At 41.3% G+C, this 20,197-nt stretch carries 12 protein-coding genes, 2 tRNA genes, 2 rRNA genes and 2 pseudogenes; 8 read left to right on the top strand and 10 right to left on the bottom strand.

All coding sequences use genetic code 11. The annotated features are described in order from the left end of the window. Positions 1-82: 82 nt before the first annotated feature. Positions 83-517 (bottom strand): T9SS type A sorting domain-containing protein, encoded by a 435-nt coding sequence (locus DTA23_RS16970; RefSeq protein WP_070563202.1) that lies wholly within the window; start codon positions 515-517, stop codon positions 83-85. A 259-nt stretch (positions 518-776) separates the two neighbouring features. On the opposite strand from DTA23_RS16970, the gene DTA23_RS16965 reads away from it, so the two are divergent. The 3 genes from DTA23_RS16965 (at position 777) to rlmF (ending at position 3,713) form a co-directional block, all read left to right on the top strand. Next, positions 777-2,723, top strand: coding sequence for a KUP/HAK/KT family potassium transporter (locus DTA23_RS16965; protein WP_046671947.1), 1,947 nt, complete (start codon positions 777-779; stop codon positions 2,721-2,723). Positions 2,724-2,800: 77 nt separating this feature from the next. Next, positions 2,801-3,103: an RlmF-related methyltransferase gene (locus DTA23_RS29315; protein ID WP_256604112.1), complete on the top strand. Its 303-nt coding sequence runs from the start codon at positions 2,801-2,803 to the stop codon at positions 3,101-3,103. Further along, positions 3,003-3,713, top strand: coding sequence for a 23S rRNA (adenine(1618)-N(6))-methyltransferase RlmF (gene rlmF / locus DTA23_RS16960; protein WP_370445154.1), 711 nt, complete (start codon positions 3,003-3,005; stop codon positions 3,711-3,713). The genes DTA23_RS29315 and rlmF overlap by 101 nt, the downstream gene beginning before the upstream one ends. An 88-nt stretch (positions 3,714-3,801) precedes the next feature. Here rlmF and DTA23_RS16955 read toward each other — a convergent pair whose 3' ends face one another. Both DTA23_RS16955 and DTA23_RS16950 read right to left on the bottom strand, forming a co-directional pair. After that, positions 3,802-5,496: an amino acid permease gene (locus tag DTA23_RS16955; RefSeq protein WP_112375480.1), complete on the bottom strand. Its 1,695-nt coding sequence runs from the start codon at positions 5,494-5,496 to the stop codon at positions 3,802-3,804. An 80-nt stretch (positions 5,497-5,576) separates the two neighbouring features. Beyond that, positions 5,577-6,260, bottom strand: coding sequence for an ACP phosphodiesterase (locus tag DTA23_RS16950; protein ID WP_112375479.1), 684 nt, complete (start codon positions 6,258-6,260; stop codon positions 5,577-5,579). Between the two features lie 103 nt (positions 6,261-6,363). On the opposite strand from DTA23_RS16950, the pseudogene tyrS reads away from it, so the two are divergent. Then, positions 6,364-7,648, top strand: a pseudogene (gene tyrS, locus DTA23_RS16945) (tyrosine--tRNA ligase). A gap of 121 nt (positions 7,649-7,769) precedes the next feature. On the opposite strand, the gene DTA23_RS16940 reads toward tyrS, so the two are convergent. Further along, the gene (locus tag DTA23_RS16940) at positions 7,770-8,279 is read right to left on the bottom strand and encodes a GNAT family N-acetyltransferase (protein WP_112375478.1); all 510 of its coding nucleotides are present in this window, start codon (positions 8,277-8,279) and stop codon (positions 7,770-7,772) included. Between the two features lie 276 nt (positions 8,280-8,555). On the opposite strand from DTA23_RS16940, the pseudogene DTA23_RS30470 reads away from it, so the two are divergent. Beyond that, positions 8,556-11,290, top strand: a pseudogene (locus tag DTA23_RS30470) (FtsK/SpoIIIE family DNA translocase). Position 11,291: 1 nt separating this feature from the next. Continuing rightward, positions 11,292-11,945 (top strand): outer membrane lipoprotein periplasmic chaperone LolA1, encoded by a 654-nt coding sequence (gene lolA1, locus DTA23_RS16925; RefSeq protein WP_112375477.1) that lies wholly within the window; start codon positions 11,292-11,294, stop codon positions 11,943-11,945. Between the two features lie 97 nt (positions 11,946-12,042). Here the strand turns inward: lolA1 and DTA23_RS16920 are convergent, their stop codons facing one another. After that, positions 12,043-12,855 carry a lytic transglycosylase domain-containing protein gene (locus DTA23_RS16920; protein WP_112375476.1) on the bottom strand — a complete coding sequence of 271 codons (813 nt, stop codon included), beginning with the start codon at positions 12,853-12,855 and terminating at the stop codon, positions 12,043-12,045. Between the two features lie 242 nt (positions 12,856-13,097). On the opposite strand from DTA23_RS16920, the gene DTA23_RS16915 reads away from it, so the two are divergent. Together DTA23_RS16915 and DTA23_RS16910 are read left to right on the top strand one after the other, a co-directional pair. Beyond that, positions 13,098-14,714: a pseudouridine synthase gene (locus tag DTA23_RS16915; RefSeq protein WP_112375475.1), complete on the top strand. Its 1,617-nt coding sequence runs from the start codon at positions 13,098-13,100 to the stop codon at positions 14,712-14,714. A 94-nt stretch (positions 14,715-14,808) separates the two neighbouring features. Beyond that, entirely contained in the window at positions 14,809-15,276 is a 468-nt protein-coding gene (locus DTA23_RS16910; protein ID WP_070570070.1) for a pyrophosphohydrolase domain-containing protein, read from the top strand. A 148-nt stretch (positions 15,277-15,424) separates the two neighbouring features. On the opposite strand, the gene mnmL is transcribed toward DTA23_RS16910, so the two are convergent. From mnmL to DTA23_RS16885, 5 genes are all read right to left on the bottom strand, one after another. Then, on the bottom strand, positions 15,425-16,366 hold the full coding sequence (gene mnmL / locus DTA23_RS16905; protein ID WP_070570068.1) for a tRNA modification radical SAM protein MnmL/YtqA: 942 nt from the start codon (positions 16,364-16,366) through the stop codon (positions 15,425-15,427). 194 nt (positions 16,367-16,560) lie between these two features. Continuing rightward, positions 16,561-16,672: ribosomal RNA gene (gene rrf / locus DTA23_RS16900) — 5S ribosomal RNA — on the bottom strand. Positions 16,673-16,781: 109 nt separating this feature from the next. Next, positions 16,782-19,665, bottom strand: a 23S ribosomal RNA gene (locus tag DTA23_RS16895). A 231-nt stretch (positions 19,666-19,896) separates the two neighbouring features. Then, positions 19,897-19,970: transfer RNA gene (locus DTA23_RS16890), tRNA-Ala, on the bottom strand. An 11-nt stretch (positions 19,971-19,981) separates the two neighbouring features. Then, positions 19,982-20,055 (bottom strand) — tRNA-Ile (locus DTA23_RS16885). Between the last annotated feature and the right edge of the window lie 142 nt (positions 20,056-20,197).

Genomic DNA, 20,197 nt, shown 5'->3' with positions numbered 1-20,197 from the left:
ATCATTTGATCCCCTTTGCTGTTTTATGTATACGAATGAACGTACATTACAAATTACCTTTTTATCGAAAAATGTTACTTTCTTATCGAATAGAAAATCTTTTCACCACGGTTTCCGAACCTGCAACTACGCGTACAAAGTAAAATCCTGTCGTTAATTTCCCACCATGCTCAAAGGAAAGATTTTGAATTCCTGAATCCAGATTACCATTCATTAATTGGAGAATCTCATTGCCCAATGCATCCATTACTTTGATAGACACACTCGACGATTTTGCCAATTTAAAAGAAAGATTTATTTGTTCAGCAATCGGATTGTAGAAAACCTTCACATTATTGATAAGTTTCTCTGTCTCCTTGATGTTATTATCTTCTCCGAATGCCTCACTGCCGTCCCAAATATGTTGCGAAATAGTATGGTCATAAGGAGACTTTGCATACACCCGAGTCAACCCGCTACACAATGTCAGTGCGGATAAAAGTGTTAAACAAGCTGCTTTAAGTAGATTTCTCCCCATAGTGTTAAATTAGACTTCAAATACTGGTTACGGTTTAATCAAATATAACGCTAACTATTTGAATTATCAACAACAAAGTTAGTATTTTGTTTAAAAGTTTTTCAGCAAATAGATTCATTCTAAGTTTCTTTTAACAAATTTTAACAGCTCTTGCGCATGTCAAAGTAAATGCTAAAATTTGGCGCAGGAAATGTACCTACTTAAAGTACAGGCAAAAAGTATATTTTTGCAGTATATTTTGAAATAAAATAATTGATAAATGGCAGACAACAGTCATCACAACAGTATCAATAAGGTGAGTTTCGCCGGATTATTGATCAGTTTAGGAATCGTTTTTGGAGATATCGGAACTTCTCCATTGTATGTTTTCAAAGCAATCATGGGACAAGGAGCCATTCAAAAAGACTTAGTCTTGGGCGGGCTATCCTGTGTTTTTTGGACACTGACGCTCCAAACAACAGTAAAGTATGTTTGGATCACACTCCGGGCAGACAATAAAGGTGAAGGCGGTATCCTATCCCTCTATTCATTGGTACGCAAACGTGCCCCTTGGTTAATTTTCCCGGCGATGATCGGTGCAGCGACCTTGTTAGCGGACGGAATGATCACCCCTGCCATCACAATATCCTCGGCTATTGAAGGTTTGGATCTCAAATTCCCAGGATTACCTACAGTACCTATTGTAGTTACAATTATCTCCTTATTGTTTATTATCCAACGATTTGGAACATCTGTTGTAGGAAAGGTTTTCGGCCCATTGATGACCATCTGGTTTACAATCATTGGTGTAATCGGTTTATCTCATCTTCACCTCGCACCAGAAGTGATGAAAGCGATCAACCCCTATTATGCTTTCCATATTTTGATTACCTACCCCCATTCGCTATTACTGATCGGTGCCGTGTTTTTATGTACTACAGGTGCCGAAGCATTGTATTCGGATATGGGACACTGTGGTAAAAACAATATCCGTATCAGCTGGATCTACGTAAAAATCACACTTATACTAAATTATTTCGGACAAGGAGCCTGGTTGTTGACACAGGAAGGACGCGTCCTTGGAGGTGAAAATCCGTTCTACTCAATCATGCCCGATTGGTTTATAGGCTACGGTATCGCTATCGCGACGATTGCAGCGGTCATCGCCAGTCAAGCCATGATATCCGGATCCTATACCTTAATCTCGGAAGCAGTACGGTTGAATATATGGCCCAAGGTGGCTATCCGCTACCCCAGTGAACATAAAGGTCAGTTGTATGTACCATCCATCAATTTAATTTTATGGGTCGGCTGTATGATTGTCATCTGGGTTTTTGAAGAATCAAGCCGTATGGATGCAGCCTATGGTCTTGCGATCAATTTAACGGTATTGATGACCACGATTTTAATGGGATACTTCCTCGCCATGAAAAAAGTCAACCGTGTACTAATTGCGGTATTTTTGATTGCTTATTTTGTTATTGAACTAACTTTCTTAATAGGAAATGGTGTCAAAATAGCCCATGGTGGTTGGTTGACTCTTCTGCTTGCTACTGCGCTATATATAACAATGTATTGCTGGTACACAGCGCGAAAAATTAAAAATCGTTTTGTTAACTTCATTAACATCAATAAATACTACCCCATTATCTCCGAATTGAGCGAGGACAAATCCGTCCCTCCCTATGCGTCGCATTTGGTCTATCTGACAAGTGCAAATTTCAAATCCGAGATAGAGGCTAAAATTATTTATTCAATTATTAATAAAAAGCCAAAACGTGCGGATGTATATTGGCTCGTCCACGTTGATGTGATGGATCATCCACATACAAAAGAATATTCAATCGATCAGCTTATCCCGGGTAAGTTAATACGGGTTGATTTTAAACTTGGCTTTAGAGAGGAACAGCGCATCAGTCTACTGTTCAGAAAAGTAGTTGAGGAAATGGTGAAAAAAGGTGAAATTGACATCACCAGTCAATACGACACCCTACGTAAACACAATATTCCTGGTGACTTTAAGTTTGTTGTTTTGGAAAAAGTACTCTCCAAAACCAACCAGATGACATGGATAGAAAAAGTAATTATGGACATCTATGGTTACCTCAAAAAAATGAGTTTGTCCGAAGAAAAAGGTTTTGGTTTAGATTCCAGCTTTGTTACAATTGAACGGGTTCCGCTCAATTTTCCACAGACTTCAGAGGTCCATCTCATACGGAAAGATTAAGACTCCTCAAGGTGATGCTCAAGCATCACCTTTTTTATTCAATAGAATTGCATTACTTTTGTTGCAAATAATACATCATGGCAGACGCTAATCCAAAAAAGAAATTACATCCTAGAAATAGACATCTCGATAACTACAATTTTGAAGAATTGAGCAAAGTGGAACCTTCGCTCAAAGATTTTGTTATAGAAAATGCGTATAAAGTAAAGTCCATTGATTTTAACAACCCCGATGCTGTTAAAACGTTAAACAAGGCACTTCTAAAAAAAATATTACCACATTCAACACTGGGATATCCCCAAAGAGAATCTTTGCCCCCCTATTCCGGGCCGGGCAGATTATATTCATTATATCGCAGACGTTCTTGCAAGGGACAATAATGGTGAAATTCCAAAAGGCGGAAACATCCACGTCCTCGACATCGGTGTTGGTGCAAATTGTATCTACCCCATCATCGGACATCAGGAGTATGGATGGAGCTTTGTAGGGTCTGAAATCATCAAGAGCGCATACAAAAACGCCATCGAGATAACACGGACAAATATGAGCTTAAAAAAGAGCATACAGATCCGCCTCCAAAATAATCCGAAGGCCATATTCAAAGACATTATTCTTCCAGGGGAAAAATATGATGTGGTGATCTGTAATCCCCCATTTTTTAGCTCTCAGACCGAGGCTTTACAGCAGTCCATCCGTAAGACCACAGGTATCAAAGACGCTAAAATAGACGAAAAACCGGTCACACAGGCATTTTCTGGACAAGGAAGCGAGTTATGGTGCGATGGTGGTGAAAAAGCGTTCTTGTCACGCATGATCTTTGAAAGCCAATTTCACAAAGATCAAGTAAAATGGTTCACAACATTAGTTGCCCACCGCGAAGACATTCGCTTTCTACAACACAAACTAAAGAAAATAAACGTAAAAGAGACCGAAGTGATCCGCATGGAACAAGGTAATAAGGTAAGCCGGATCCTTTTATGGAGATTCTAATAAGTCCATGATATTAAAAAAAAGGAGCTATCTTTTATGCAGATAGCTCCTTTTCTTTGATCCATTACTGTACGACGCTTCTCCTATACTAGGCTTGCGCCTGTTTATTTAACTTTGAATGTTTATAGCCATACATAAAATATACAGCCAATCCAATCACGAGCCAGATCACAAATATTATCCAGTTACTTGCCCCCAGCTCCGTCATTAAATACAGATTGATCAGAATACCAACGACAGGCAATAGGGAAAAGTTCATTTTAAAGCTATAAATCCCCAGTCCAAGCCAAGTTAACCAAAATATGATGACTAACATTTTATGTTCTAGAATTTCAAGGATGGTAAGCGATTTCCACTCCTGTATCGTCTCTTGCGCATAGCTAAAAATAAACACAATAGCAATCAGTAGCCCTGCACCAACCAAATACTTACCGTTGATGTAAGGAACTTTAAATTTGGATTTTGCCGATAAACCCGAATAATCCATATACAATACACCGGCGCACACAAGTATAAAGGCAAAAAAGGTACCGACGCTCGTTAAATCCACAAAGAAATCCATTTTAAAAAATAACGAAGGGATAGCAACCACCAAACCCGTTACAATAGTTGCAAACGAAGGTGTTTTATATTTTGGGTGAATGGTCGCAAATTTCTTCCACAACAAACCATCCCGACTCATCGTCATCCAGATTCTTGGTTGCGCCAATTGATACACCAGCAAGGCACTGGTGATGGCAATCACAGAGGTCACCGATATAATTCCGGCCATATGGTCGAAACCCACATATTTAAACACGAAAGCAAGCGGATCCTTCACATTTAATTCGGTGTAATTAACCATCCCCGTCAAGACTAAGGTAATAGCGACATACAATACAGTACAAATCAATAGGCAATAGATCATCGCCTTAGGTAGATCGCGCTGCGGGTTTTTACACTCTTCGGCAGTTGTGGAGATCGAATCGAATCCGATAAAGGCAAAGAAAACCGCGGCCACACTTCCGAGTACACCTTTGAGGCCGTTCGGCGCAAAAGGTGTCCAATTTTCAGGTTTAATGAAAAATATACCCCCAAAAATTACGGCAAGGATAATCGCTACCTTGATCATAACCATAATCATACTCGCTTTCTGGGACTCTTTGATTCCGATATAAACCAACCAAGTAACCAAAAATGTAATGACACCTGCTGGTAAATCGAAAATAATAGGCATTCCTCCTATTCGTGGTGCACTATTAAAAGCATCCAGACCATGTTGGTCGATTGCGGTCAGTGCAGCCGCACCATGTTGGTTCATCTTCTCTACAGCATCATAAGCATAGCCTGGCGCCATGGACAACCAAGCCGGTATGTGGAGTCCAAAGCCCTCCAGCATGGAGACAAAATACTGCGACCAGGAAATGGCAATAACCGTATTGGAAACAGCATACTCCAAGACCAATGCCCAACCTATAATCCATGCAAACAACTCACCAAAGGCCACATAAGCGTATGTATATGCTGAGCCAGACACAGGAACTGTACTGGCAAATTGCGCATAGGCCAATGCCGTAAAAACACAGGCAAAAGCCGTAAAAACGAAGAGGAGTGATACCGCTGGTCCACCTTCATAACTCGCCAATCCAATTGTGCTGAAGATTCCAGCCCCTACAATAGCGGCGATACCCAACGAAACCAGATCTGTTACCCCCAATACCTTTGCAAGGCCCGTCCCCTCCTCTTTTTGAGTGTCATGCAGAATCTGATCAACACTTTTCTTCCGAAAAAGTCTATGTGACATGTAAATTTAGTTTTTGATACTTAAAATTATGCGAAAATAAATATTTTCAAGGTCTTATACTATTGGTATTTTCTGACAGACTAATTAAAGTCCACCAGCTCATATTGAATATACTGGTAAATTTCTTGATAATCGGTCATCTGCGTATGTAAATAGGAAATCAGCTGTTCTGTCAGAAGCTGTCTTTGCTCCACTGAAACTTCAAATTTCCACAATCGCTTACAAATATTGAAAAGCGCACTTGCAATTTTTTCTACCTGTGCATAGTCATAAATATACGCCCACTCAATAAACTGATGATAGAACTTTTCAAACTTAGGAATATCACTCAGCTGATTAATTTTCAAAAACTTCCGAACAGCATCTTCATTGACATGTACCAGTGCAGCGTAGAATTTATCGATGGAGACCGCTTTATTTTGTGTTAGGATATGATCCAACAATAGCTCCAACGCAATATGGGCCATAAAGGACGGACGGATAGGCAGCCCGGCTAAACTAGACTGGATTTTTAGTTTCAGCTGATGTGTATGATGAAAAAAGTAAGGTGAATTGTGAAATAGACGATCGACCTCGATATGACGATTCCAGCCTATGTACAATTGTTCCAGTAAAGGATTGTCCAAGAGCTCATCTTCATACTGACGCGGTTTTAGCATAAAGGATTTATCCGCATTTTTTAATAGATCGGGTAACAATCCACCCACCATACGTTCGGGATTAGTTGAAAACCGTTCAAAATAGAAATGTGATAAAAAATTCATACCAGCTTATTAGCGTGTGCTTTTATGGGAAATAATTCGCTCAATATACGCTTAATCTCCTATCTTTGCATCTTGTAAATTAAAAAATTAAATCCATTTAACAATGAGCTTTGTAGAAGAATTACGTTGGAGAGGCATGTTGCAAGATATTATGCCAGGCACTGAAGACTTACTGAATAAAGAAAAAGTCGCTGGTTATATCGGCTTTGATCCCACAGGCGACTCTCTACACGTAGGACACTTGACGCAAATCATGACGTTGATCCATTTCCAAAATGCAGGCCACAAACCAGTTGCCCTGGTTGGAGGAGCAACAGGCATGATCGGAGACCCTTCTTTCAAATCTGCAGAGCGTAACTTGTTGGACGAAGCTACCTTACAGCATAATGTCGCTTGTCTGAAAAAGCAGTTAGGCAAATTTCTTGAATTTGGAGAAGGGGAAAATGACGCCCAAATGGTTAATAATTACGACTGGTTTAAAGATTTTAAATTTTTGGATTTTATTCGTGATATCGGTAAAATGATTACCGTTAACTATATGATGTCAAAAGATTCTGTAAAAAAACGTCTGGAAGGCGACAATGGTCTCTCATTTACAGAGTTTACCTATCAATTGATTCAAGGATATGACTTCTACTATCTTTGGAAGCACCACAACTGTAAAGTTCAAATGGGCGGGTCGGACCAATGGGGTAACATCGTAACAGGAAGCGAAATGATCCGTCGCCAAGATCAGGGAACAGCCTATGCCATCACGACGCAATTAATCAAAAAAGCCGACGGCCAGAAATTTGGAAAGACCGAATCTGGTGCCATATGGTTAGATCCAAAAAAAAACTTCTCCGTATAAGTACTACCAATTTTGGTTGAATACGTCAGATGATGATGCTAAAAACTGGATCAAAATTTTTACACTCAAACCTCAGGAAGAAATTGAGTCCATTATTGCAGAACATGATGCAGCGCCACACTTACGTTTAGTTCAAAAAGCACTGGCAAAAGATATCACCATTCGTACCCACTCCGAAGAAGCGTACGAAACTGCGATCAAAACTTCTGAATTTCTTTTTGGAAATGGCTCTTTAGAATTCTTAAACAACTTAGATCACGACGCAGTTTTAGAGGTATTTGAAGGCATTCCGCAGTTTCAGGTCGCTAAAGCAGATCTCGCAGCAGGCATCAATATTCTTGATTTACTAGCTGTTCAGACACAGGTATTCCCCTCAAAAGGTGAAGCCCGCAAAATGCTTCAGGGCGGCGGCGTTTCTATCAACCGAGAAAAAGCAACCGATATTGAAGATTCGATTACGGACAATCACCTTGTAAACAATAAATATATAGTTGCACAACGCGGTAAAAAGAATTACTACTTGATTATTGCAGATTAATGATCAGCAGTATCCTGATTTAATAATCCATAAATATAAAAAAGTCCCTTTTGATTTGTTCAAAAGGGACTTTTTTATGCAATCCAATGCTATTCTTCATCCGCTGAAAAAATCGGTTAGATTATTTTAATAGCTTTTCAAATGCCTTACGTGATGCGCCTCTAAAATGTACCTCCCCACAATAGTGGTATCCCAACTTTTCGAACACATGCAGCATACCCCCATTGTCAAAATTAGTATCCACCTTAATACTATAAACGTCATGATCAACAGCGATCTCCTCCACCCCGGACATAATAGCCGTCCCCACACCTTTCATATGCGGATCCTGCGCCGAGGCCAGTCGGTGTATACCGACATAAGGACCATCACTTAACCATTTTCCGTCAATATCATTATATGCAGGTTCGACATCAAAAATAATAGCAACATAACCTACAATCCTACGCTCCACTTCAACGACATGCCCGTAGCCCTTATCAATATCCGACTGCACCACATCTTCATTCGGATAACCATCTTGCCATTGTCGGCTACCTTGTTCTTTCCTGAGGGCAATTGCTTGTTGTATAATTTCCCAAATCCGTTCTTTATCAGCTAAAGTCGCTTTTCGTATTTCAAACTTGTTCATCCGCTCTGTTATTTTTATTCGTAAAACTACATATTTTACAGCAACTCCAACGAATACACCAAAACAGTGGCAATCTATATTGATATCCACATTCTTTGGTCAACCCCATTTGCAGGGCATAGTATTTGCTAGTCATTATAACTATCAAGCTTTTTAGCTACATCTAAATTTATTCATTCATAAAAAACGACAAACTTAAAATAATTAGGCTATCGGCATCTTTAAAATACTATCAAAATAACTAAGTTTGTAAGCAGTATAATTGTGAGCTTTTCAATGTCAAACAAAGGAAATACATTTAGGCAGACAGGGAATTCAGTTTCCGGCAAACGTGCCCCTCAAAAGGAATCAACAACATTTAAAAAAGAAAAAAGTCAAAAAAATAGTGTACCAAGAGATTATTCTGATGCACAGCAAAAGGCTGTCAAGATATTAGGGATTTTATTGATCTTGCTTTCATTAGCATTTGCTACCGCTTTCGTATCCTACCTATTCACTTGGGAAGACGATCAAAGTTATATCGCAAAAACTAATGGCGGATGGTCAACATTATTTAGATCTACGGAAGAAATTCATGATGAAAGTGTTGATCTACCCGTTGTTGACAATAAACTAGGGAAATTTGGTGCATTGCTTGCCAACCAATTCATGTACGAATGGTTTGGTGTCGCATCTTTTCTTTTTATCCCGGTATTATTCATTTTAGGATATCGCCTGTTGTTCAAGAAATCATTACTTCCGTTGTACCGTACGGTAGTCTATTCTTTCGTTGCTATCGTTTTTATCTCGGTAACATTAGGCTTCCTGCATGGATTTATGGCCGATACACCGCATATGCTTGAGGGCAAATTTGGCTTTTGGACCAATAAATTATTGGAAGCACAAGTTGGCATTGTCGGCGTTGGCTGTATATTGGCTTTTGCCTACCTGACGACATTGATCTTACTTTACAACCTCGATTTTAAATTTGTCCTATTCAGTAACAGGAAATCCAAGTCATTCTCCGAAGATACGGACGAAGAGGATGAGGATGAATACGCTCCACAAAATCTTAGAAACAAAATTCATATTGAAGATGATTCCATCCAGTCGGTGCGAGAATCTTTCCAACGGTCAACGTCAATCAATGAGCGATTTCAATCTGCTCGGGACAAAGAGGTACAGGAAGAACTTCAGCGTCCTGCCTTTACGCATCACCTGTACCCGAAGTACAAATTGATCCGAAGGACAAAGTGGTGCTCACCTTCGACGATAGTCCGCTTGAAAGAACAGAGAATACACCTTCAATCAGTTTTACAATTGATCAGCCAAATGAAGAATTTGAAGCCGAAGACTTACCGTTAATCCAGGAATATCAAGCGCCGAAAATCGAAGCAGAACCCCAACGAGAGCCAGAAGCTATTATTGAACCCGATGCAGTACCCGGTCTGGTGGTCGAAGATATCAAAGAGGAAAAAGAAATTACCGCCAGTGATCTTGTGGCCCAATTCGGACAGTATGACCCAAAATTGGATCTTTCTGGCTACCAACATCCGGCATTGGATTTATTGAAGGACTATGGTGGTGGTAAAATTACCATCAATCAACAGGAACTCGAAGCGAACAAAAATAGGATTGTTGATACACTGAGAAACTATAGCATCGAGATCGAAAGCATCAAGGCAACGATAGGACCAACGGTGACTTTGTATGAAATTATACCAAAACCAGGTGTACGGATTTCAAAAATCAAAAATCTGGAAGATGACATTGCCTTAAGTCTTGCGGCCTTAGGTATCCGGATCATTGCACCGATGCCCGGAAAAGGAACTATTGGTATTGAGGTACCAAACTCCAGTCCGGAAATGGTGTCCATGCGATCGGTCCTTGCTACGGAGAAGTTTCAGAAAACAGATATGGATCTCCCGATCGCTTTAGGTAAGACAATTTCAAATGAAGTGTATATTGCCGATTTAGCTAAAATGCCTCACCTTCTGGTTGCGGGGGCTACCGGGCAAGGTAAATCAGTAGGTATTAACGCGATTCTGACCTCTCTACTGTATAAAAAGCATCCAGCCGAACTAAAATTTGTCCTTGTTGACCCTAAGAAAGTGGAACTTTCTCTATTCAAAAAAGTAGAGCGCCACTTCCTTGCAAAATTGCCTGACGACGGAGATGCGATTATCACCGATACGAAGAAAGTAATCAACACCTTAAATTCCCTCTGTATAGAAATGGATCAACGTTATGATTTGTTAAAAAATGCGCAGGTACGGAATTTAAAGGAATATAATGCAAAATTTATCAATCGCAGATTAAACCCTGAGGAGGGTCATCGATTCTTACCATATATCGTTCTTATTGTTGATGAGTTTGCCGACTTGATGATGACAGCAGGAAAAGAGGTCGAAACACCGATTGCACGATTGGCACAATTGGCCCGTGCGGTAGGAATTCACCTGGTTATTGCAACCCAGCGTCCTTCTGTCAATATCATTACCGGTACAATCAAGGCCAACTTCCCTGCACGTCTGGCATTCCGTGTGTTGTCGAAAGTCGATTCACGGACCATTCTAGATACAGGCGGTGCAGATCAGTTGATCGGTCGGGGTGACATGCTTCTAGCGACTGGAAGTGATTTGATACGTATTCAATGTGCTTTTGTGGATACGCCTGAGGTTGAACAAATTTCCGATTACATCGGTGCGCAACGAGGCTATCCTTCGGCATTTATGCTTCCGGAGTACGTAGACGAAAACGGAGATGGTTCTGGTAGTGTAGATTTTGACCCCAAAGACCGCGATCAGTTGTTCGAAGAAGCTGCCCGATTGATTGTCATGCATCAGCAAGGCTCTACGTCATTAATCCAACGTAAATTAAAATTGGGTTATAACAGAGCAGGACGAATCATCGATCAATTGGAAGCTGCAGGAATTGTAGGTCCATTTGAAGGAAGTAAGGCCCGGGAAGTGCTTTATCCAGATGAGTATTCATTAGAACAATTTTTGGAGACGTTAAGAAAGGACAACTAAGATGAAAAAACAAGTATGGTTTATTGTAGGTCTGCTAATCATGGCATACAGCCAAAACAGTTATGCACAAAATGACGCTGCTGCCAAGGCGCTACTGACGAAAGTAAGCCAAAAGTACAATGCATACAAAACAATACAGGCCAATTTCTCATTAGATATTAAACAAGCTAATGGCGGCTCGCATACTGATGCCGGAACAATATACCTGGACAAGAGTAACAACAAGTACCAGCTCAATACCAAAAATCAAGTATTGATATCGGATTCCAAGACACAGTGGAATATCATGAAAGCGGAAAAAGAAGTTGAAATCTCAGAAGCAAGCAATTCGACCAACGAGATCAATCCAACAAATATATTCAGCTTTTATACCACCGGTTTTAAATATACCTTGACCAATACAGAAAAGGTAAAAGGGCTTACACTAAGTGTTGTTGAATTAAGTCCTCTTGATAGCAAAAAAAACTATTCAAAGATCAAGCTGCGCATTAACAAAGCAAGCAGTCTGATCTATGATACCACCGTATTTGATAAAAGTGGTAATCGCTATACGTATACATTAACTTCTCAGGAAGGTAATAAGGCGCTTTCCGGTAGTCTATTCGTATTCAACAAAAATGATTATAAAGGCTTCGACATCGTCGATCTGAGGTAAAAATAGAACAATACTACAGGTCTGATTAAAGACAGTACAATAAAAAGGGCTTTCCACTATGCAGTGGAAAGCCCTTTTTATTGTGAAGTACACTATTTTACAGCATGTTCGGTTCCTTATCCAACGTCTCACTTTCTTTATTGGCATAACGTGAATAGCCATGCTTCTGTGGATGTTCGATAATTTCCTTCATAGAAACAAGTTTGTACACATACGAACCCGTTTCATTATTCAATTTCAAGGCAAAATAGTCGTCCTTTTTTTGTCTTCTTATAGAACCTCTTAAACTGCCATCACCAACATTATACGCCGCAGCAACCAAGGTCCAGTTACCAAATTGGCCATAGAGGTATTTGAGGTATCTCGCTGCAGCATGCGTAGATTTAACAAGATCCTTTCGGTCGTCTACCGTACCATTGACTTTTAAGCCATACAAACGGGCTGTTGCCGGCATAAATTGCCAATAGCCACCAGCTCCCTTCGATGAAACAACAGCTTTACTAAGGCCACTTTCCACCAATGGAATGTACTTGAAATCTTCCGGAATACCATGTGATTTAAGGATCTTTGCAATCATAGGCAAGTAGGTCTCTGCCTTTTTGTGCATATCGTACGATCCTGTTTTTTTAAACGAGAATCGACTGAAAAATTTACGCAATTTACTTTCCACAAGCGGACGATCCATCGGTAATGAATCTTCGGCAAATGTCAATGAATTCATATACGATTCAAAGGAATTGCTTTTTTCTTTTTTTTCTTCTTCATCCCCATGATGAACGGGAACTACTACGAGCTTCGGTTCAACGATCTTATCGCCGTTTGAAGCATTGTTGTGTGGGGTTGAGTATAACTTTGACAGCAATAAAGCAAACAAAATCAAACTACTACATAAAACTTTCTTTCTTATCATTCACTCCCTTAATGCTACCCTATCCACGACTGCAATCGATCAAAAAATAGCTTGGTTCAAATTCAAGGGTACAAAGGTAAACACTATTTATTTAAAAAACAAATAGTTACATTCTAGACAACTTAAAGCGGGTTTGTTAGCGTAAAAACGCAGCAAATTCAAGAAAAGACAAAAAGATAAGGATTTTTTCGCAAAACCCAAAATTATACCTAACTTTGTCGTTCACATTTTAGCAAAACACAATGCCATTCAGCAATAAAAGGAACAGTCGTGATGACAACTCCAGAAAGTCACGAGGCAACTCAGATAGTTTCAAATCTAGAGGCGATAAGAACAATAGTTTCGGAAAAAAATCATATGGGTCGAATGACCAATCTGAAAGAGGCTCTTTCAGAAAAGATGATAATCGTGAGAACAGATCATTCGGATCTAAAAAATTCTCAGACAAACCTTCCTTCCGAGGAGATAACAATTCCTTCCGTTCAAAAGATAATTCAGAAAAATCCTTTGGTAGAGGAGGCCGCTCATTTGATAAAAATGATTCTTCAAGATCTTTTGACAAAAAAGATTCCTTCAATAAATTTGATAGATCAGAACGTTCTTTTGACAAAAAAGATAACTTCAAACGTTCCGATAGAAATGACTCTTCAAGATCTTTTGACCGTTCAGAACGTTCTTTTGATAAAAGAGATAGTTTCAAACGTACAGATAGAAATGATTCCTCAAGATCTTTTGACCGTTCAGAGCGTTCTTTTGATAAAAGAGATAGTTTCAAACGTTCAGACAGAAATGACTCTTCAAGATCTTTTGACCGTTCAGAACGTTCTTTTGACAAAAGAGACAGTTTCAAACGTTCAGACAGAAATGACGCTCCAAGATCTTTTGACCGTTCAGAGCGTTCTTTCGATAAAAAAGATAACTTCAAACGTTCAGACAGAAATGACAGCCCAAGATCATTCGATAGATCAGAGCGTTCTTTTGACAAAAGAGACAGTTTCAAACGTTCAGACAGAAATGACTCTTCAAGACCTTCTAACAGAAAGTTTGATGGCGATAAAAGTAGAAATTTTGACGACAACAAAAACTTTGGTGATAAACAATATATTAAACGTCCAAAGAAAAAAGCAGAGGATGCAGAAGATGACGGCTTAGTTCGTTTAAATCGTTACATCGCCAATGCTGGTATCTGTTCAAGACGTAAAGCGGATGAGCTTATCACTGCTGGTGTTATTTGGGTAAATGGAGAACCTGTTACGGAATTGGGTACCAAGGTGGATCCTGCAACAGATGAAATCCGTTACAACAACGAACGTCTAAAACGTGAAAAAAATGTTTATGTTTTGTTGAACAAACCAAAAGATTATATCACGACTACAGATGATCCGCAGGAGCGTCATACCGTAATGGAACTTGTTTCTAAAGCGACAAAAGAAAGAATCTATCCTGTTGGTCGTCTTGACAGAAACACAACAGGACTACTTTTGATGACAAATGATGGTAGTCTTGCTGAAAAACTTTCACACCCGCGCAACAGCATCAGCAAAATCTATAATGTCGAGTTAAACAAAAGCCTTACACAAGGCGATTTTAACAAAATCAGCTTTGGTATCGAATTAGAGGACGGTGTAATTAAACCAGATGACTTGAGCTATGTTCAAGGCGGATCGAAACGTGAAGTCGGTATCCAAATCCACTCGGGGAAAAATCGTATCGTACGTCGTATTTTTGAGTCATTAGGATATGAAGTCGTTAAATTGGATCGTGTGGTTTATGCAAACTTAACGAAAAAAGACCTTCCACGTGGCCGTTGGAGATATTTAGAAGAGCGTGAAATCGTGCAGTTAAAGCACCTGATTTAATCGCTTAAGCAGATAAATAAAAATAAAGGACGGTCATTCAGTTAACCGTCCTTTATTTTTTATATTTGCTCTTTCAAATAATAAAACAAAGAATATGACTGATCCGAAAACACTTTCATCCGTTGCGGAATTCCATAAAACATTCCAACATCCAATCCTAGACACGCCTACTATTCCATCTGAACAAAGATGTGCCTTACGGGTATCGTTGATCGCTGAGGAATTAAAAGAATTAGAAGAGGCCATCCGGGATAAAGATTTGGTCGAGATTGCAGATGCGCTATGTGACATTCAATATGTACTTGCTGGAGCGGTATTGGAATTTGGTTTAAAAGATAAATTCTCTGCTCTTTTTGATGAAGTTCAACGTTCCAATATGAGCAAAGCATGTAAAGACGAAGCAGAAGCCATCGCTACACAGGAGCACTATAAATTAAAAGGTGTAGAATCCTATTATAAAGAAGTTGATGGCAAATTTCTGGTATTCAGAACAGCTGACAATAAAACGTTAAAATCCATCAATTACTCTCCAGCCGATCTAAAAACAATTGTTGAGGGCTAAATAAAGATGGTAATCGTACCCTTTTTTTGTAGGTAAACAGCAAAGGCTTCATTAGAGAAGCCTTTGCTGTTTTTATAGCGCTGAATATATTCATTAAACGCGATAGCATACAATGATCTATCAAAAGAGTATAAAATATTAGGAACGGCTAAAAAAGACTCCCCTGCACGACCTGACGTGCTTCCAATCCCTTATCGATGTATGTTTGAATACCTGATTTCGGTAAGCCCCAATTCGGAGCAATTAACAATTCTTTATCTGCAATCCCGAAAATACGTTGAATGATCAGATCAGGACGCAATCGAGGAATAAACTTTGCTAAGAATTCCGTATAACCTTCTATCGAGAAAAGTTCAAAAGGCTCACGTTTGAACTTAACGCCCATAATAGATCCCTCTACAATATGTAAGTGATGCAACTTCACAAATTTAATTTGTGGAAAGCGGTTGATTTCATCTGCATATTTCAACATCATTTCTTCAGATTCCCACGGGAAGCCAAAGATGGTATGCACACAAAGCTCCAACGGAGTATCTTTCAGCATATTCATGGCCTGAACAAATTCGTCGTGAGAACAGCCTCTATTGATCTGCTCCAATGTATCGTTGTAAATAGATTCCATACCCATTTCCAAATCCACATCGTAACGATCTGTATAAGACTCCAACAATGCTATCTTTTCAAAATCCAAACAATCAGGACGTGTACCCACAGAAAGACCCAAAGTATTTTCAGGATCAATACTTAAAGCCTCATCATACATCATCTTCAGTAGATGAGTCGGCGCATATGTATTTGTATTTGGCTGGAAATAAATAATAAACTTCTCAGCGCCATAGCTATTACGTGCTCTTTCAATACCCGATTCCACCTGCTCGCGTATAGAAGGAATTTTCCGGGCAGTATCCGGTGTAAAAGAATCTACATTACAGTACGTACAACCACCATAGCCCTTACTACCATCACGATTGGGGCAGGTAAAATTACCATCCACAATCACTTTAAACACTTTCTGTCCGTTATACTTTTGCTTTAAATAAGCCCCGTAATGATTATACGGTTTAATTCCGTTGTCCAATAATGTACCCATTGCGCTGCAAAGTTACTCAATAAAAATCATAATTGTATTATTGCTCAGGAACAAAGCACTATGACATCACCCATTGTTGCGTCATTGTAAAAGATATCAGTTGTAAGGATAAACACTATTTTTACAGTAATAGATAGGCAGGTAGCTAAACGAAAGAAGCCCTTGACTGTTTCCAGCAAGGGCTTCCGTGTAAAAAAAGGCACCGACCTACTCTCCCACCTGTTACGGCAATACCATCGGCTCTGGCGGGCTTGACTACTCTGTTCGGAATGGGAAGAGGTAGACACCGCCGATATAGGCACCTAAAAATCTTTATTGGTCTGTCTTATGATAATATATCATCGTCAGGCCAACTGACATATATATTGAAAGATCATTTTAAAAATTAAAGAGGAAGACAACAGTGTCTGTCTGCTTGAGAAAGCTTCGGGCTATTAGTACCACTTGGCTTTGGTCTCTCAACCTTTACACCTATGGCCTATCAACGTAGTCATCTTCTACGACCCTATAAGGAAGTCTCATCTCGTGGCTAGTTTCGCACTTAGATGCTTTCAGCGCTTATCTATTCCAGACGTAGCTACCCTGCCGTACACCTGGCGGCATAACAGGTTCACCAGAGGTCTGTCCAACCCGGTCCTCTCGTACTAAGGTCAGATCCACTCAAACTTCCAACGCCCACAACAGATAGGGACCGAACTGTCTCGCGACGTTCTGAACCCAGCTCGCGTGCCACTTTAATGGGCGAACAGCCCAACCCTTGGGACCTTCTCCAGCCCCAGGATGTGACGAGCCGACATCGAGGTGCCAAACCTCCCCGTCGATATGAGCTCTTGGGGGAGATCAGCCTGTTATCCCCAGCGTACCTTTTATCCTTTGAGCGATGGCCCTTCCATACAGAACCACCGGATCACTATGTCCGTCTTTCGACCCTGTTCGACTTGTCGGTCTCACAGTCAAGCAAGCTTATGCCATTGCACTCCGCGTACGGTTACCAAGCGTACTGAGCTTACCTTTGAAAGCCTCCGTTACCTTTTTGGAGGCGACCACCCCAGTCAAACTACCCACCAAACAATGTCCTCCTCATTAAGGAGTTAGAAACCGAATACAGAAAGGGCGGTATTTCAAGGTTGATTCCATGACTCCTGGCGAAGCCACTTCAACATCTCCCGCCTATCCTACACATCCTGTACCCAATCTCAATGTTAAGCTATAGTGAAGGTGCATGGGGTCTTTCCGTCCCGTTGCGGGTAATCGGCGTCTTCACCGATACCACAATTTCACCGAGCTCATGGCTGAGACAGCGCCCAGATCGTTACACCATTCGTGCAGGTCGGAACTTACCCGACAAGGAATTTCGCTACCTTAGGACCGTTATAGTTACGGCCGCCGTTTACTGGGGCTTCGATTCAATGCTTCTCTTGCGATGACATCCCCTCTTAACCTTCCAGCACCGGGCAGGTGTCAGGCCTTATACTTCATCTTGCGATTTTGCAAAGCCATATGTTTTTGTTAAACAGTCGCCTGGGCCTTTTCACTGCGGCTGCTCCTCTCAGAGACAGCGCCCCTTCTCCCGAAGTTACAGGGCCATTTTGCCGAGTTCCTTAGCCATGACTCACTCGAGCACCTTAGGATTCTCTCCTCGACCACCTGTGTCGGTTTGCGGTACGGGTCTTCATAACCTGAAGCTTAGCGGGTTTTCTTGGAAGTCTGTTTACCTGCTCTATCAGCGCCACCGGAGCTTTGCTGTACTATTGGGTTTCAGCTAGAGTTGCGGATTTGCCTACAACTCCAATACCTACGCCTTTCAACGAACTATTCCGTCAGTTCGCGGCAGTGTCACTACTCCGTCACCACATCGCAGTTATGAAGAGTACTGGAATATTAACCAGTTGTCCATCGGCTTGCCCCCTTCGGGTGCGCCTTAGGTCCCGACTGACCCTGATCCGATTAACGTTGATCAGGAAACCTTGGTCTTTCGGTGGGCGGGTTTCTCACCCGCCTTATCGTTACTTATGCCTACATTTGCTTTTCCATAACCTCCACAGTTCATTGCCAAACTGCTTCCCCGGCGATGGAATGCTCCCCTACCAGATGCATATCTTTCAATGCAAATCCATAGCTTCGGTACCGTTCTTGATGCCCGTTTATTATCCACGCCCGGCCGCTCGACTAGTGAGCTGTTACGCACTCTTTAAATGAATGGCTGCTTCCAAGCCAACATCCTAGCTGTCTGGGCAACCGGACCTCGTTAGTTCAACTTAGAACGAATTTGGGGACCTTAGCTGATGGTCTGGGTTCTTTCCCTCTCGGCCTTGGACCTTAGCACCCAAAGCCTCACTGCCGGCTATATTTGATAGCATTCGGAGTTCGTCTGGATTTGGTAGGATTTGACTCCCCCGCACCCAATCGGTAGCTCTACCTCTATCAAACTCTACGCCGACGCTGTTCCTAAAAACATTTCGGGGAGTACGAGCTATTTCCCAGTTTGATTGGCCTTTCACCCCTACCCTCAGGTCATCCGGAAACTTTTCAACGTTTATCGGTTCGGTCCTCCATTACATGTTACTGCAACTTCAACCTGCCCAAGGGTAGATCACAAGGTTTCGCGTCTACCTCATCTGACTATGCGCCCTATTAAGACTCGCTTTCGCTTCGGCTGCGTCCCTGAAGGACTTAACCTTGCCAGACAAGAGTAACTCGTAGGCTCATTATGCAAAAGGCACGCTGTCACAGGACCTGCCTGCTCCAACCGCTTGTAAGCACACGGTTTCAGGTTCTTTTCACTCCCCTGTTCGGGGTTCTTTTCACCTTTCCCTCACGGTACTGGTTCACTATCGGTCTCTCAGGAGTATTTAGCCTTACCAGATGGTGCTGGTGGATTCCCACAGGATTTCTCCGGTCCCGCGGTACTCAGGATACCACTATGTCAACATTCTTTACCTGTACGGGGCTCTCACCCTTGTCGCGCAGTTTCCCACCTGCTTCCAGTTCATAGCGCTGTACAATGTCGTGGTCCTACAACCCCGTCTATGCCGTAACATAAACGGTTTGGGCTCTTTCCCGTTCGCTCGCCACTACTTGGGAAATCATTGTTATTTTCTTCTCCTACGCCTACTTAGATGTTTCAGTTCAGCGCGTTCGCGTTTTATACGACTATTCTTCAAATAGTCAGGTTGCCCCATTCGGAAATCTACGGATCGGTTCGCATTTGCCAATCCCCGTAGCTTATCGCAGCTTATCACGTCCTTCTTCGCCTCTGAGAGCCTAGGCATCCCCCGTGTGCCCTTATTTACTTTCTTCACCGGCATAGCCTTTTGCTACTATGCGGCTGCTTTTGATATATATACCCATATGCTACGCAGAGATTCGTTCGGCATTCACCGAGGGTCTCCTCTCTACATCAAACACATACACGTATTGTCTCTATACTGTTGTCTTCTCTTGTAATTTTTTTTCTCTTTCAATATGTCAAAGAACTCTTTTTCCGGTTTGTTTCTTCGGAGCATCTGTCGATGTTCCTCCCGGAGATGTGGAGAATAACGGATTCGAACCGTTGACCCCCTGCGTGCAAGGCAGGTGCTCTAGCCAGCTGAGCTAATTCCCCTTAACTTTTCGTAGTCCCGAGCAGATTTGAACTGCTGACCCCTACATTATCAGTGTAGTGCTCTAACCAACTGAGCTACGGGACTAGCTATTTCCTGTTCATCTATCTCTCTCGGTCCTGCTCCTTTCGGGGCGGGCACTTTCTTCTGATGTTTTTCTTCTTTGCAATCATATGTAACGTGACGAGCACCGATCTTCGATACTCTAGAAAGGAGGTATTCCAGCCGC

Source organism: Sphingobacterium multivorum, from assembly GCF_900457465.1.
Taxonomy (GTDB): domain Bacteria; phylum Bacteroidota; class Bacteroidia; order Sphingobacteriales; family Sphingobacteriaceae; genus Sphingobacterium; species Sphingobacterium multivorum.
The sequence above is the reverse complement of the archived record's forward strand: the minus strand, read 5'-3'. Positions and strand labels throughout refer to the sequence as shown.

Coding starts and splice junctions, on each gene's coding strand:
- DTA23_RS16920 (WP_112375476.1), bottom strand. CDS start 12,855: ATGATAAGAAAGAAAGTTTTATGTAGTAGTTTGATTTTGTTTGCTTTA.
- DTA23_RS29315 (WP_256604112.1), top strand. CDS start 2,801: ATGGCAGACGCTAATCCAAAAAAGAAATTACATCCTAGAAATAGACAT.
- mnmL (WP_070570068.1), bottom strand. CDS start 16,366: ATGGGTACATTATTGGACAACGGAATTAAACCGTATAATCATTACGGG.
- DTA23_RS16910 (WP_070570070.1), top strand. CDS start 14,809: ATGACTGATCCGAAAACACTTTCATCCGTTGCGGAATTCCATAAAACA.
- lolA1 (WP_112375477.1), top strand. CDS start 11,292: ATGAAAAAACAAGTATGGTTTATTGTAGGTCTGCTAATCATGGCATAC.
- DTA23_RS16965 (WP_046671947.1), top strand. CDS start 777: ATGGCAGACAACAGTCATCACAACAGTATCAATAAGGTGAGTTTCGCC.
- DTA23_RS16915 (WP_112375475.1), top strand. CDS start 13,098: ATGCCATTCAGCAATAAAAGGAACAGTCGTGATGACAACTCCAGAAAG.
- DTA23_RS16955 (WP_112375480.1), bottom strand. CDS start 5,496: ATGTCACATAGACTTTTTCGGAAGAAAAGTGTTGATCAGATTCTGCAT.
- DTA23_RS16950 (WP_112375479.1), bottom strand. CDS start 6,260: ATGAATTTTTTATCACATTTCTATTTTGAACGGTTTTCAACTAATCCC.
- DTA23_RS16970 (WP_070563202.1), bottom strand. CDS start 517: ATGGGGAGAAATCTACTTAAAGCAGCTTGTTTAACACTTTTATCCGCA.
- DTA23_RS16940 (WP_112375478.1), bottom strand. CDS start 8,279: ATGAACAAGTTTGAAATACGAAAAGCGACTTTAGCTGATAAAGAACGG.